Annotated in this window: 9 protein-coding genes and 3 tRNA genes; 6 read left to right on the forward strand and 6 right to left on the reverse strand. The window is 63.3% G+C overall.

Annotated elements, in window-relative coordinates; genetic code table 11:
- Window positions 1–200 precede the first annotated feature (200 nt).
- The 5 genes from G453_RS22410 to dksA form a co-directional block, all read right to left on the reverse strand.
- On the reverse strand, window positions 201–2,462 hold the full coding sequence (locus tag G453_RS22410; protein WP_169725288.1) for an HD family phosphohydrolase: 2,262 nt from the start codon (window positions 2,460–2,462) through the stop codon (window positions 201–203).
- 19 nt (window positions 2,463–2,481) lie between these two features.
- On the reverse strand, window positions 2,482–3,465 hold the full coding sequence (locus G453_RS0104850; RefSeq protein WP_027190141.1) for a PhoH family protein: 984 nt from the start codon (window positions 3,463–3,465) through the stop codon (window positions 2,482–2,484).
- Window positions 3,466–3,474: 9 nt separating this feature from the next.
- Window positions 3,475–5,103, reverse strand: a complete 1,629-nt coding sequence (locus G453_RS22415; protein WP_051271717.1) for a methyl-accepting chemotaxis protein — start codon at window positions 5,101–5,103, stop codon at window positions 3,475–3,477.
- Window positions 5,104–5,264: 161 nt separating this feature from the next.
- On the reverse strand, window positions 5,265–6,740 hold the full coding sequence (locus G453_RS0104860) for an NFACT RNA binding domain-containing protein (RefSeq protein WP_027190142.1): 1,476 nt from the start codon (window positions 6,738–6,740) through the stop codon (window positions 5,265–5,267).
- 9 nt (window positions 6,741–6,749) lie between these two features.
- Entirely contained in the window at window positions 6,750–7,112 is a 363-nt protein-coding gene (dksA, locus tag G453_RS0104865; RefSeq protein ID WP_027190143.1) for an RNA polymerase-binding protein DksA, read from the reverse strand.
- Window positions 7,113–7,587: 475 nt separating this feature from the next.
- On the opposite strand from dksA, the gene G453_RS0104870 reads away from it, so the two are divergent.
- The 6 genes from G453_RS0104870 to G453_RS0104895 all read left to right on the forward strand — a co-directional run bounded on the left by G453_RS0104870 (window position 7,588) and on the right by G453_RS0104895 (window position 11,058).
- Window positions 7,588–7,662 (forward strand) — tRNA-Gly (locus tag G453_RS0104870).
- An 88-nt stretch (window positions 7,663–7,750) separates the two neighbouring features.
- Window positions 7,751–7,825: transfer RNA gene (locus G453_RS0104875), tRNA-Cys, on the forward strand.
- Window positions 7,826–7,830: 5 nt separating this feature from the next.
- Window positions 7,831–7,905, forward strand: a tRNA-Gly gene (locus G453_RS0104880).
- 131 nt (window positions 7,906–8,036) lie between these two features.
- The gene (locus G453_RS22420) at window positions 8,037–8,777 is read left to right on the forward strand and encodes a class I SAM-dependent methyltransferase (protein ID WP_051271720.1); all 741 of its coding nucleotides are present in this window, start codon (window positions 8,037–8,039) and stop codon (window positions 8,775–8,777) included.
- A complete protein-coding gene (locus tag G453_RS0104890) occupies window positions 8,770–10,515 on the forward strand; it encodes a YcaO-like family protein (protein ID WP_027190144.1) in 1,746 nt (581 codons plus the stop codon). The genes G453_RS22420 and G453_RS0104890 overlap by 8 nt, the downstream gene beginning before the upstream one ends.
- A gap of 225 nt (window positions 10,516–10,740) precedes the next feature.
- The gene (locus tag G453_RS0104895; protein WP_027190145.1) at window positions 10,741–11,058 is read left to right on the forward strand and encodes a TusE/DsrC/DsvC family sulfur relay protein; all 318 of its coding nucleotides are present in this window, start codon (window positions 10,741–10,743) and stop codon (window positions 11,056–11,058) included.
- Window positions 11,059–11,200: 142 nt separating this feature from the next.
- On the opposite strand, the gene G453_RS0104900 is transcribed toward G453_RS0104895, so the two are convergent.
- Complete coding sequence (locus G453_RS0104900; protein WP_027190146.1) at window positions 11,201–13,921, reverse strand: tetratricopeptide repeat protein; 2,721 nt, start codon at window positions 13,919–13,921, stop codon at window positions 11,201–11,203.
- Between the last annotated feature and the right edge of the window lie 229 nt (window positions 13,922–14,150).

Here is a 14,150-nt window from a genome sequence, read left to right on the forward strand (position 1 = left end):
CGGGACACGACCGTTCCAGGCCCAGCTGCCGCGCCGAACGTGAAGTCGAGTGAGTGCTCAAACCCGACACAACGGCAGACTATAGCCCCAACTGCCGCAAAACACGCGAAGCAAATTGAGGGTCCAGGGGGATCATCCACCTCTGGCCCCTGGCGGGTGCAGGGCGGAGCCCGCCGGGGTCCGGGGCGGAGCCCCGTCTCTTATGCCGCCTTTTCGGGCAGCGCCCCCTTCTCGGGCAGGGCGAGCTTCTCGCCGTTCTCTTTCGGCTTTTCCTTCCCACGTTCCATGTTCGGATACTCGATCCGGTGGTGGAAGATACCGGTGAGAATCCGGTGGAAGGTGTCGGAGGCCTGGGTCAGGTCCTTGAGCGTCAACTCGGAGCCGTCCAGCTCGCCTTCATTATAGAGCTTGCGCACGATGGACTGAATATGCCCCTTGATGCGGCTGGGCGTGGGATCCACCAGGGTCCGGCTGGAGGCCTCGATGGCGTCGGCCAGCATGATGATGCCGGCTTCCTTGGACTGGGGCTTGGGGCCGGGGTAGCGGAATTCGTCCTCGCGCACGGGTTCCTCGCCCTTGGCCTCGGCCTGCTCCTGGGCCTTGTGGTAGAAATAGGTGATGAGCGTCATGCCGTGATGCTGGCCGATGAGGGCGGCGATCTCGTCGCCGAGCTTGTGCTCCTTGGCCAGCTCCACGCCTTTCTTCACGTGGGAGATGAGGATGAGCGCGCTCATGGAGGGGGAGAGCTTGTTGTGCTTGTTCTCTTTCCCGAACTGGTTCTCGATGAAGTACTGCGGATTCTTGAGCTTGCCGATGTCGTGGTAGAGCGCGGCCACCTTGGCCAGCAGGGCGTTGGCTCCCACGGCGCGCGCGGCGGCCTCCACCATGTTGGCCACGATGATGGAGTGATGGTAGGTGCCGGGCGCGTTGACCATGAGATCCTGCAGGAGCGGCTGCTCCAGGCTCATGAGCTCCATCAGCTTGAAGCGCGATGTATAGCCGAAGACCATCTCCAGCACAGGGCTCAGGCCCAGCACCAGGAGCAGCGAAAAAACGGAGTTGAAGGCCGCGTGCACGCCGCCCGCCAGGGTCAGCTCCCCTGCTCCGTCCTGCACCAGCACCACGCCGAACCAGGACACGACGCACAGGGCCGACAGCGGCAGGATGGACCGCAGCACGTCCTGACGCGTCTCGCAGTTCCTGATGATGGTGGCGTACACGAAGCCGCCCAGCAGATAGTAGCTGAACAGGTGCACGTTGCCGCCCACCTCGTTGGTGACCAGATACGAGAGCAGAAGCACGGCGAATGAACACAGCGCCTGGGGCAGGAACATGGCCAGCACGCCTGCCGCGCCCGCGATGGGCAGGCCGAAGGCCACCTGGCTGGATTTGAGGAACGCCGGGAGATGGGCGTCCGACACGCGGGCCAGCTCCACGAACTTGGCCAGCAGCACGAAGAACGCGGTCACCAAGGCCAGGGCCAGCCAGTCACGGTGGCTGACCGCACGAATGCCGGACTTCTTGCCCTGCGAGAGGTGCAGCAGCACGAAGAACAGACAGGCCAGCAGGAACGTGCCGGGAATGGCGAAGGGTTTGAGCGAACTGGTGCGGTGGGCGTAGAGCGTCTGAAGCTTGGTCTGCTGCTCCGGCGTGACGCGCTCGCCCTGGCGCACGACCATCTCGCCCTTGTAGATGTTGGAGTACACCGGCTCCATGGCCACCACGATCTCCTGCTTGCGCAGCCGGGTGGTCTCCTGGTTGAAGACCAGGTTCGGACGCAGGAAGGGGCCGATCAGGGCGAAAACAGCCTTGCGCACGCGGATGTTCTTTTTCAGGTCGCGGCGCAGCAGCTGGTCCAGGTCGTCCTTGAGCTTCTCCAGATCAAGTGTGACGGGTGCTTCCAGGTAGAGGGTCTCCATGCCCGAGGGAAGCTCGCGCAGGAGGATCCCCTGCTTGTAGGAGGCGAAGATTCCGGGATGTCCGGCAACGCCTTTGGCGTACGCCTCTTTCATCCAGGGCATCACCTGAAGCGCCATGAGGTCCAGAAATTCCTGGGAACGCCATATCTGAATGGTTTCCCGGCTGATTTCGCTGTTCAGGTCCTCGGAGAGGGAGGCGCGCACCTTTTCGGGGTCGTCGTCGGTGCGCTTGGCCTGAAGGAGCACATCAGATGCGTGCTTGCGGAGGTACTCGTAGGATTCCGGGCTCAGATCGAAGACGGGAGGCTGGTTTTCGGCCACCTGTTCACGTTTTCGCAGGGTGGCCTCGCGGTCCTCGAACCGCAGGTTCTGGTCGGCGGTGATGTCCTGGGTGGCTATCTCACCGGCCAGGAAGACCTTGACCGGCGATTCGAAACGCACGGAGGACAGGATGCTCGCGCCCAGAATGACCACCAGAAAAACGCCCAGCCCCCAGGGGAGCGGGCGTTCCAGCGAACAGGCCATGCCCGGCTGACAGGACACGACCGGCTTCTGCGCGGAGTTATTTCTTTTCAGACGACTGAGAATGCCGCTCATAGGCTTGCACGATCCGCCCCACCAGGGGATGGCGGATGACGTCCTCCTCATTGAAATGCACGAAGCTCAGTCCTTCAACGCCGGACAGGATGGCGCGAGCCTCCGCGAGGCCCGAAGCCGCGCCGCGCGGCAGGTCCACCTGGGTCACGTCGCCGGTCACAACCGCTTTGGACCCGAACCCGAGCCGCGTCAAGAACATCTTCATTTGTTCAGGCGTTGTGTTCTGGGCTTCATCCAGGATGATGAAGGAGTCGTTCAGGGTGCGCCCGCGCATGAAGGCCAGGGGAGCCACCTCGATGACGCCCTCGGCCAGCATCTCCGTGACCCGCTGATAGTCCAGCATGTCGTGCAGGGCGTCGTACAGGGGGCGCAGATACGGGTTCACCTTCTCCATGAGGTCGCCGGGAAGAAAACCAAGCTTTTCACCAGCTTCCACGGCAGGGCGGGTCAGCACCAGGCGCTTGACCCGTCGGGCCAGCAGGTCGGCCACGGCCATGGCCACGGCTAGGTAGGTCTTGCCCGTGCCTGCGGGGCCGATGCCGAAGACCATGTCGCCGGAGCGGATGGCCCCCATGTATTCGCGCTGGGTGAAAGTGCGGGGCGAAATGGTCTTCTTGGGAGAGACGACGAAAGACTGCTCCTCGAAGAACTTGCCGAGTTTCGCTCCGGGCGTCTTGCCCAGGTGGGACAAGACCGGTTCGATGTCGCGCGGATAGACCGGCACACCGCGTTTGAGCATGCCGTAGAGCTTGATCATGGCTTCGGCCACTTGATCGAGCACCTCCTGCGAGTCGCCGCGAAGGGTCAGCACCGAGCCGCGCGAGTCGGCCCGGATGCCTGTCTTTTCGCCCACGAAGGCCAGGTTGGCGTTGTGCGGCCCGAACAGGTCCCGGGCCATGGAGGCGTCGTCGAATTCCAGCTTTCGCTCAAGGCCGTTGTTTTTTGCCATGTATTCCCGTCAATTGAGCTTTACGTCCAACCCCAGCACCCCGAGCATGGTCCCGTCGGCGGCCTCGATCGGACGGCTGACGGTGATGCACGGCGCGTTGGACGCTGTTGAGACGTAAACCTCTGATATGAAAATATCCTTGCTTTTTACCGCGCCGGTGAACCAGGGGCGCGAACTCCAGCTCTTGCCGAACCCCTCCCCTTCCTGCTGGAAAAAACCGGCCTGGGGGATGTTGCTCACCACCTGGCGTCCCGAGGCGTCGGTGATGTAGGCCAACTCCAAAAAAGCGTTGTCGGCCAAGGCTTTCCTGAGCCCGGCTTCCATCCTGGCGCGCTCCATGGACACAAGCTCCGGCGAGCAGGCCAGCTGCTCGATGACGTCCTGCACCACGCCCTGCCCCAGCAGTGTAAACACGCTGTTCAGGTTGGCAAGCGCCCCGACCTGTTCGAGCAAGGTATCAAGTCCTTGCTCGCATCTATTCATACCGTCAAGGGTCCCCGTGGAGATATCGCGCACGCTGTTCACGGTGCGCCCGATCTGGGTGCTGGCTGCCGACTGCTGTTCTGCTGCAGTGGCGATGGAGCGCACCTGATCGGAGGTGGCCTCCACGATGGAAACGATCTCGCCCAGCGCCTCGCCGGACTGACGGGCCTGCCCCGTGGCGCGTTCCACTTCAGAGGCGGCGTTCTCCATGCCGGAAGCGGCGTCGCGCGCGCCCGACTGGATGGCCTGGATCACCTGGCCCACTTCGCGGGTGGCTTCCATGGTCTTCTCGGCGAGCTTTCTCACCTCGTCGGCCACCACGGCGAAGCCGCGCCCGGCGTCGCCAGCGCGGGCCGCCTCGATGGCGGCGTTGAGCGCCAGGAGGTTGGTCTGGTCGGCGATGTCGGAGATGACGGTCATGATGCGCCCGATGGATTCGGAGCGCACGCCCAGGTCCGAGACGACGTCCTTGAGCTCCATGGTGCGGGCGTGGGCCGCTGTGATGGATTCGAGCACCGCCTCGACGACGCCGGCGCCATGCTCGGCGCGGTCGCGGGCCTTGGCTGCGAGCTGAGACGCACCCGAGGCGTTGCGGGCTGCCTCCATGACGGCCTGATCGAGCTGCTCCACGGCAAAAGCGGTCTGGACGACCATGTCCGCCTGCCTGCGTGCCGCATCGGCGGTTCCGTCAACCTCGGTGGAGAGGCTCGAGGCCACGTTCTGGATTTCGCCGACGACCTTCCTGAGCGTGCCGGAAGCTCCGCCCATTCCCTGGCGGCGCGAATTCTCGGCCCTTTGGCGGGACTGCGCCGCCTGGGTCATGGCCAGCTGGCACTGCCGAGCGCTCGCATCGGCCTGGGATTCGTGCTCCCTGGCCTGGGCGAAGAGGTCCTGCACCCGCGTCAGGAGCGTGTTGATTTCAGTTGCTATGCGGGCGATTTCATCGGAACCGGACGTCTGGCAACGGCTGCCCAGGTCGCCGTTTTCGGCGCGCGTCAGGGCGTCCAGGATGTCCCTGACCCTGCCAGTGAAGCCGACTCCCAGGACTGCACCGCAAGCAACGACAAGGGCCATGGCCCCAATGCCTGACCATAAAAGAAGCTGGCGCGTGTCCGAGAGCGTCCCGGCCAGCGCGCCTGCCCCGGCAGCGTCCATTGCTTTGCCGACGCCGAGCCATGCCGGGAGCCAGACAATCAAACTAAGTGTGATTGATACGAGGGACAAGGCCTGCAACTTGAACTTGAGGGACATACTACATTTAACCTCTAATAACAGATCAGGCAGGACCAATAGTCTGAAGAGTGCAACAGGAAAAGTCAAGAAGGAAGGCGTAAGCGGCCTTCCAGTCCGGGGTCCAGATCAACGAGAAGCGTCTTGGCGCTGTCCAGGCGCACCTGTCCAAGGGCCGCACCCTTCATCTTGCGGACCTCGGACGCTGCCGCCACCAGCACATTGGCCTTGGCGTCGTTGGCCCTCCAACTGGACAGCCCGGCCAGGACCGCAGCCTCGCGCAGGCTCCGTTCGGGAACGTCCTGGCCCGGATTATCCCGCTTGAGGATGACGTGCGCGCCAGGACCGCCCTCGGCGTGCAGCCAGAAGTCGAACGGGCTGGCCATCTCGGAGAGCAGCCTGTGGTTGGCGGCGCTGTTTTTGCCGCGAAGGATGACAAACCCGTCCGAGGAGCGGAACCGGTGCAGAGCCACGGACTGCGTCTTGGCGCGCTGCTTCGGCGTCGCCTTGGCAGGCTCGGCTGGCTGGGCCTGGCCCCTGCGCGGCGGCACGCCCCCCTCCTCGGCTTCACGCCGCAACCGCTCCACGTGCACCTGCCCCCTGCGTCCTTTGGCGGCCTTGCGGAAGAAGCGCTCCATGTTTTCGAGCACCGTGAGGGCCGGGTCCAGCGGCACTGTCAGCTGACCTTTTTCAGGATGCTCAAGTAGCATCGGCCCGAGCTTGGCCCGCTTGTCCAGCAGGGAGAGGTTGGCGGCCACGGTTTCGCCGTAGAGATGCTGCTGGATCAGGCCATCCAGCCTGCGCTGGTCCTGGTCCAGAAGGGCCATCCGCTTCTTCACGCGGGCCTTGGCGCGCTGCGGCGGTTCCTCCGGCGGGGTCAGGGCCGCGAAGAAAGCCGTCTGCGCGTATGCATGGGCGGCATGCAGGGCGTTGGAATATCGCTGCGACTCCCGCCCGGCCGGCCAGGGCAGCGGACCATCCTGCGACGATCCGGATTCACCGAGGAAAAAGCCTGACGCGCGGCCTTCAAGAAATGTTTCCAGGAACACGTCTCTATCAAGGGGGTCTTCCCGCTCGAGTGCCCGGCGCAGGCTCCTGGGGCAGGCCGGATCGTCCAGCGCCTCGGCGACGGAGCGCCACCCCGGCGCGGCGTCGAAATCATCCGGCAGGCTGTCAACAATATTGGGGGATTCGTCCATGCACAGAAGCAGGAAGCGCCCTTCTCCCGGCGTGAGTTCCAGGGCCAGGCGCTTGCGCCTCCAGTCGGTCAGGCCGCAGACCACCCTGCGCCCGCGCAGGCGCTTGCGCAGCCACATGGCCATGGTCGGAGGTTGCGCCGGGTTGACCGGCTTGACGGCTGACAGCGACAGGATGCCGGAGCGGGAGTGTGCATGGGCCAGAAGGAAGCGGCAATCCGAGGGAGAGTCGCCGTCCAGCGCAACGGGAGGCGAAAAAACGAAGGTCCAGCACCCTGGGGCCGGACTGAAGACCGTGTCGAACCGAACGCCCGTGAGGACGCCTGCCAGTTCAGGCCCAAGAAACCTGAAGAACGCAGCGTCCATCAGTCCGGGCTACTCGCCCCGCAGGTCCTCGTCGGCCTCTTGGCGGGCCTTGCACTTGATGCACAGGGTGGTGACGGGACGGGCCTTCAGGCGGGCCACGCTGATGTCCTCGTCGCACTCCTCGCAACGTCCGTACGTGCCGTCCTCGATGCGCTCCAGCGCTTCCTGGATCTTGCGGATGAGCTTTCGCTCGCGATCGCGCAGGCGCAGGGTGAAGGCGCGGTCGGATTCGGCGGTGGCACGGTCGGCGGGGTCCGCGTAGACCTCGACGGTGTCGGTCATATCCTCAATGGTCTCCTCACCTTTCTTGAGGATATCCTGGAGGGAGTCGTTCAGGTACTGCCGGAAGAAGTCCAAATCTTTCTGATCCATAAGGGAACCTCCAAGGGAGCGTCAGGACTCAAGGTACGGCGAAGTGAGTTCCCTTAAAGGATTTGCTTTTGCTCGTAAAGGGGCTTGATGCCTGGCAATGGGATCGGCACGCAACAATCACGCAAAATATGGCATATGGTAGGAAAAACTCTTTGCCATCAATTCCTGACTACATCGACATCTCCAGTCCCGGCAAGGTGTTGACACATCGGGAGCAGCAAGCCGGACTGGGCGCGTACGTTGCAAGAAAAATGTCTGCAAAGAACACTGGACAGAGCGCTTGCTGAGGCATATAAGCCCCTTCCGTTCACGAGGAAGGCCTTCTTCCGCCGTGAACGGAGCCTTCGGCACAGCAATGGCGCCGGGGCGGCGCCGGGGCGTATGCCGGAACAGCGCGGAGCAAGCTGATTTCAAAAAAATTGACTGAAAGCTTGACATCAGAGCCGGTTCCACATAGACACGCCTCTCGCCACGAGCGGGAGTAACTCAGTGGTAGAGTGCAACCTTGCCAAGGTTGAAGTCGCGGGTTCAAATCCCGTCTCCCGCTCCACTCCTCCTCCGGGGGGCTTTTTTTTCGACCGGGACAGGCCGTTGACAGTGGAGGCCACATCCACTAAAAATGACCTCCCTTTGCGTGGGGCGGCATAGCCAAGTGGTAAGGCAGAGGTCTGCAAAACCTCCATCCCCCGGTTCAAATCCGGGTGCCGCCTCCAAGATTGCGGGAGTAACTCAGTGGTAGAGTGCAACCTTGCCAAGGTTGAAGTCGCGGGTTCAAATCCCGTCTCCCGCTCCACCAGACCAGCCAAGGCCGGACCCTCGCGGGTCCGGCCTTTTTCGTGCGTGCCGCCAAAGCTCGCCTCCATTCCCCGCGACCTGCGCGCCGCACCTCCTTACTGACTCGCACACCATGAGGAGCCCCGCACCATGACAAGCGATCCGCGCATACTGGAACTCGCCCTGGATCCGGCCAGCCGCCTGGACGACATCCTGGCCCTGGCCCGGTCACGCTACCCTGTCGTCTTCGAGACAGTCAGCCTTGGCGGCATGGATATCGACCTGCTCCAGATCGAGGATCTGCCCGGCTACATCGACCGTCTAGTTGAGACCGCGCGCCCTGGCGAGAAGATCGTGCTGCCTTTCTGGGCCAAACTCTGGCCCGCCTCCTTCCCGCTGGCCATGCTGGCCGCCAGGACCACTCCGTCCCCCGGCAAGCGCCTGCTGGAGTTGGGCGCGGGCCTTGGCCTGTGCGGTCTGGCCGCAGCAAAAAAGGGGATCGACTCCCTCATCACGGACATCGAACCGGAGGCGCTCCTGTTCATCCGGGCCAGCATCCTGAGAAACGGCCTGGACGCCGTGGCCAGGGCCGGACTTCTGGACATGGGCGCCGCGCGCCTGGACGATTCCTTCGACGTGATCGTCGCCTCCGAGGCCCTGTACCTGCCCCTGCTGCACGAACCGCTGGCGGACTTTCTGGTCAGCCACCTGAAACCCGGCCAGGATTCCCACGTGCTGCTCTCCTGTGACCGCTGCCGCGAAGCAGCCCCGTTTTTCGCCCGAGTCCAACAGGACTTCCTGATCCAGCGAACCCAGTCCACCTGCCGCTCGGATTCCGGGGAGTCCCAAACCTGCGTGCTGTACCGCATGCGGAGCCGTACCAATGCGTAAGCTCGTCAGTACCCCAAAGGGATACACTTCCGACTCCGACAAACTCTGCTCCCCGGCCCAGACCGTGGAGCGCGTGAAGGGCCTTTTTGCCAAACACGGCGGCATCCTGGCGGAACTTCGCCGCACGGACACCGGCAGGCTTGGCATCCCGGTCTACCTCAGCATCTGCGGCCCCCAGGCGCGCGGCGTCATGCCCACGCGCAAGCAGATGGGCAAAGGCGCTTCCCCGGCCCAGGCCGAAGCCTCCGCCCTGATGGAACTGGCCGAGCGCTTCAGCTATTTCAGCTTCTGGGCCGACCCCAGAAACTTCACCCGCGCCACGTGGTCGCAGGCCCAGGCCCTCTGGCCAGGGCAGCTCATGCCGGTGTCCGAAATCCTCGCCTCCGTGGCCGACGGCCTGGACGAGGATCAGGCCGCGCGCCTGCTTGACCTCCTGCCCTGGCAGTTCCATCCAGTCACCCGCGTGGAGGACGGCCGGAAAGTCATGACGCCCCTGGACTGGTTCAAGAAGCTCAACGAGTTCAACGGGTCGTCCGCAGGCAACTGCCTGGAGGAGTCCATCCTCCAGGGCGCGTGCGAACTGGTGGAGCGACACGTGAGCGCCGTGGTGGACCGCCAGGAGACGCGCACGCCCACCATCCGCACGCACTCCCTGGGAGACCCGGTCCTGCGCAATCTGGTGGAAGCCTTCGAGCGTAACGGCGTGAAGCTCTGGCTCAAGGACTTCAGCCTGGACATGCCCGTCCCCACCATCGGCGCGCTGGCCTATGACCCTTCCACCCTGGGCATGAAAAGCGAGATCGTCTTCACGGCGGGCACTGCGGCCTCCCCGGTCAAGGCGGCCATACGCGCCGTCACCGAGATCGCCCAGTTGGCGGGAGACTTCGAGACCGGCAGCAACTACGAGGCTTCGGGACTGCGCAAGTTCACTGGCCTGGGTGAGATCAGCTGGGTGGTGGAAGGCCCGGACACCGACCTGGACCGCCTGCCCTGCCTGGAGCGCTCCGATATGCTCCACGAGATCGAAGCCTTCGCGCAGGGTCTTCGCGCCAAGGGATTCACCCTGTACAGCGTGGAGACCACGCAGCCCGACCTTGGGGTGGCCGCCAACTACAACCTCGTGCCCGGCTTCCTGTTCCGGGAGCGCACCCCGCACGCCAGCCTGGGCATGTTCGTGGGGCGTATGCTGGCTGAAGACGCTCCCGACGAGCTGGCCGTGCCGGGCCTTGCCACCCTGGCCGAGATATGCGCGGGCAAGCCGTATCTGCCGCTGCACCAGGGGCTTCTGGCCATGCGTCAGGGTGAGCTCGACCAGGCCATGCGCCTTTTCGAGAAGGCCGAGCAGATTCAGCCCGACCCTGAAGACGGCGCGCTGGCCACGTTCTACCGGGCCTTCGCCCTGACCCGCCAGGACAAATGGGAAAAGGCCGAGCCCCTGCTGGGCAAGGCCATCTCACAGAGTCCAGAGGTGAAGGAATACTACAACCTGCGCGGAGTGGCCCGCTTCAAGGCTGGCAACTACACCGACGCCGCAGGCGACTTCGAAGCCGCGCTGGCGCTGGATTCCGGCTCCGCCATGGACCTGGCCAACCTGGGGCTGTGCCACAAATTCCTGGGGCACAGGGACGCCGCTGTGGAGTTTTTGGGCAAGGCGCTGGAGATGGACCCCTCCCTGGAGTTCGCCAGGGAACATCTGAGCCAAATCATACCAAACGACTCTGATAGCGAAATGATTTGACAACACTCGGAATTCGCCTTTAAGACGGCACGAATTCGGGTGGGGACCACGGTAGAACGTCAAAGCGCTTGCACTGCGCCTAAGCTTCGGGTAAAGAAGCTGAGTTCTTACCTGGTGAACCGAAACAGCGGAATGCTGTTTTACTGGTTTAGGAGCCCTCATGTGGGGGCAACGGCAACTCTGGGAACAGACTGATAGTTCAAGCAACGCCAAGGAGGATGGAGAATGGCCACTGTTGAATTCAAGGGCAAAGCCTTCGAGGTTGACGAGGACGGATTCCTGCAGCGCTTTGAAGACTGGACCCCCGACTGGGTCGAGTACGTCAAGGAGTCCGAGGGCATCAAGGAACTTTCCGACGAGCACAACAAGGTGATCGAGTTCCTGCAGGACTACTACAAGAAGAACGGCATCGCCCCCATGGTCCGCATCCTCTCGAAGGTCACCGGTTACAAGCTCAAGCACATCTATGAGCTGTTCCCCTCCGGACCTGGCAAGGGAGCCTGCAAAATGGCCGGCCTGCCCAAGCCCACCGGCTGCGTGTAGTCTCACACGGCTCACGATCTCTGCGGGGTTCCGAAAGGAACCCCGTTTTTTTTCGTGTTGCGCCCGGGGACACACGTCCTGCTGCCGACCCGCCGCCCCGGTTGTGCTCCCCGCCGGGCTGCACTTCCGCAGGCGGATGCGCCTACTTCTTCTTGGCAGGCAGGGCCGACTTGCCCGACGGCAGCGCCTTCGCCCCTTTTGCAGGCGCGGCCTTCCCCTTTCCCTTCCCCTTGCCTTTTGCGGCCTTCACTTCCTCTTCCTTGAAGAGTTCCGACCGTTTCTTCTCGAAGGTCACTGCGGTCTTGATGGATGCCAGGGCCATGGCCGCGATGCTGATGATGATCACAAGTCCCTTCTGGACCTGCCACTTCTGGTTGGAGACCATGTCCCCCAGCCAGCCCAGCCCGATTTTGTTGGCAAGAAAGATGAAGCCGGGCACCGCAATCAGGCTCAGGGCCAGCCCGATCAGTTCCAGCCACATGAAGCTCTTCCCCAGAAGCAGCACGAACAGCGTGGCGTCCCGCACGATGCGTAAGGTGACGAGCCTGGCCTTGAGCAGGTTGAGGGCGGCGTCTATCTCGTCGATATAGTCCTGGGTCTTGCGGAAATTGGCCGCAACCTGGAGTGATGACGTGCGCATCCAGTTGAGCTTGGTGGCGCACGCATTGAAATCGCTGTTGAATTCGCGCAGCAGCTTACCAAACGGGAACCAGGCCGCCTCGTGGTGGATCTCCTTGAGCTCCTCATGGAAGTACTTGAGCTTGTTGTTAAGCGCGGTGATGCCTTTCTCCACGGTCTGGTGCAGATCTTTCTGCAGCTCGTCGTACTCTTTCACCACGCGGTCGAAACAGACGAAGTTGTTCACCTTGGCGATCTCGGACAACACCTCGGCCCGCTCCAGCGCCTCCTTCAGGAAAGGATGCTCGTCCCTGAACCAGCTTTTGAGGTAGTCCGCCTGTCCGGGCAGATAAGCTGCCTTTTCGTCCCGGACGGCCTTGGCCTCGCTCCAGGGCTTCCAGAGGGCGGCAAGGATGTGGATGCGTCCGCGCTCCAGTTCCGGATCCAGCAGCACATGGTTGAAGATGTTCGGATCGGTGCGGATGAGCTCGTAAAACTCGTGCAGGCCCTGATCGGTGAAGCCCATCTTCACCATGCACACGCCCTGGCGGTACATGGGCGCAGTCCAGCGCGGACATTCGGACTTCGCCTGCCGGTAGAGTCCCAGCGCGGCCTGGAAATCCGCCTGGACCTCCAGGGAGCGCCCCTCCAGGTAGGCCAGCCACCCCCGCTGCAAGGGAGTGAAGGCGCTGCGGGCAGCTTCCTGCCAGAAATACGCCGACCGGCTCCAGTCGCCCGATTCCATGGCCATGAACCCCTGGATGGAGCGCGGCTGGAAGCCCCGCCCGTGCGTGGCCAGCCCCTGGGCGATCTCGCGCTCGAAGCCGACCGCGTCGGACAATTTGAGCATCTCGATCGCTCCCCAGAGGTAATCGCCCTCGTCGGGAGCAGCCAGCACGGAAAACCCCGCCGGGAGGTCCTTGCCTTTGCTGCGCCAGATTCGCGGAACGCTCCGTATCTGACAGGGAAACGACAGCTCGAACACGCCCCGAACGATGAGGCCCATCTCGTTGTCCGCGCCGAGCATGCGCGCGAGGGTCCGTACGTCGCCCCCCGCGAGTTCGCGGTTGAGAGCGAGCCCGGCCTCGTCGAGTTTGCCCAGGTCCACGCCGCCGATCTTGAGCCAGACATCCTCGTCCAGGTCCTGCAGGGTCTTGGAGGGGCATTCCGCCGGAAGGTGCCCGGCCAGGCCGCAGTAGAAACAGGGCGGATGCGTGCCCGCCAGCAGGCTTGCGGGCAGCTTGAACGGAATCTCCCCGGTGTTCTCTCCGGAATCCTCGTCTGCCGCCAGCGAGATGTGGCACCAGTCGTCGATGCCCAGGTTTCCGGAAGAATGCCGGACATCGTTGATGCGGAAACCCTTGCCCAGGTACAGGGCGGACTTGAAGCTCATGTGCGGGAAATCCGGGGAGAGCTGCCGCCAGTCCAGGTTGACGCGCCTGGGCAGGTCCTTGTTGAAGTGCTGCCCCTTTTTCATGACGCAGGCCATGACGCAGGGCCAGTATTTCTTCCCGGTTTCGCCGCTCTTGACCGCGGCCTCGGTCTTGAGGATTTCACGGATGACGTTGCGGAAGGCCCGAACGTTGTCCAGGCTGAAGATGATGTAGCCCTCATGGCTGAGATATTTGACGGCCAGCTTCTCCATCAGGGCCTGCATCTCGGAGAAGATGGAGCGCCAGCCTTCGGCGGCGTTCTTATCCAGCGGATCGCCCAGCGGGCGCAGCATGCAGTACCAGCCCAGGGGCGAATCCTGCCCCATGGTGGTGTCCACATTCAGCAGGTTGAACCCGGCATGGGTCAGACCGGACACGTCCGCCGCAGGCTTGAAGGAGATGCCCGGCAGGGACTCGATCATAGCGTTGAAATTGGGGTGGACCAGGATTTCCAGGTCCTGCGATGCGGCGACCTCCTGGCGGAGGTATTCCTCGGGACAGGCGAAGGCCGTCTCGTACTTGTAGCCGATCAGAAGCGACGCAGGGAAAGCCTCGATGAACAGCGGCAGCCGGTTGACCCGCGCGTATCCGGCCAGCCGCCCCAGCGCCTTGAAGGCCTCGTCGCCGAAGAAGAACCACAAGGCCTGGTTGCCTTCCTGGGTCTGCTGGAATCCGCCGAACTCGCTGAAAATCTGATTGAGCACCGGCGAAAGCTGGCCGTCCCAGACCAGCCAGATTCCCACGCCGGAGGTCACCAGCTTGGGCTGGGGAATTGGTGGGATTTTCTCGACAAGCTGGGACAGTCTGTACATGGGGCTCCTCTTCGCCGTGGCCGGAAACAACTGCGCGGCGCACAGCGCCCACATTCTCTAAATGAAATGCCCAAACGCCGCAAAGTGTTGCGCACGGCTTCCCGGTTGCCGTCACATCGGACGTTTCGACCATATCCATTAGGGCATGCGGCCTGGAAGCGCCTCAACGTAGCGTTTCCCGGCGCGCAGGGGAAGATGTTCCCGCGCCGCAACGAACACGCCCCCCTCC

Source organism: Fundidesulfovibrio putealis DSM 16056, assembly GCF_000429325.1.
GTDB classification, from domain to species: domain Bacteria; phylum Desulfobacterota; class Desulfovibrionia; order Desulfovibrionales; family Desulfovibrionaceae; genus Fundidesulfovibrio; species Fundidesulfovibrio putealis.

Bases quoted from the DNA above. Each gene is read 5' to 3' on its own strand.
- dksA (WP_027190143.1), bottom strand. From the start codon at position 7,112: ATGGATCAGAAAGATTTGGACTTCTTCCGGCAGTACCTGAACGACTCC.
- G453_RS0104860 (WP_027190142.1), bottom strand. From the start codon at position 6,740: ATGGACGCTGCGTTCTTCAGGTTTCTTGGGCCTGAACTGGCAGGCGTC.
- G453_RS22420 (WP_051271720.1), top strand. From the start codon at position 8,037: ATGACAAGCGATCCGCGCATACTGGAACTCGCCCTGGATCCGGCCAGC.
- G453_RS22415 (WP_051271717.1), bottom strand. From the start codon at position 5,103: ATGGACGCTGCCGGGGCAGGCGCGCTGGCCGGGACGCTCTCGGACACG.
- G453_RS0104890 (WP_027190144.1), top strand. From the start codon at position 8,770: ATGCGTAAGCTCGTCAGTACCCCAAAGGGATACACTTCCGACTCCGAC.
- G453_RS0104895 (WP_027190145.1), top strand. From the start codon at position 10,741: ATGGCCACTGTTGAATTCAAGGGCAAAGCCTTCGAGGTTGACGAGGAC.
- G453_RS0104900 (WP_027190146.1), bottom strand. From the start codon at position 13,921: ATGTACAGACTGTCCCAGCTTGTCGAGAAAATCCCACCAATTCCCCAG.
- G453_RS0104850 (WP_027190141.1), bottom strand. From the start codon at position 3,465: ATGGCAAAAAACAACGGCCTTGAGCGAAAGCTGGAATTCGACGACGCC.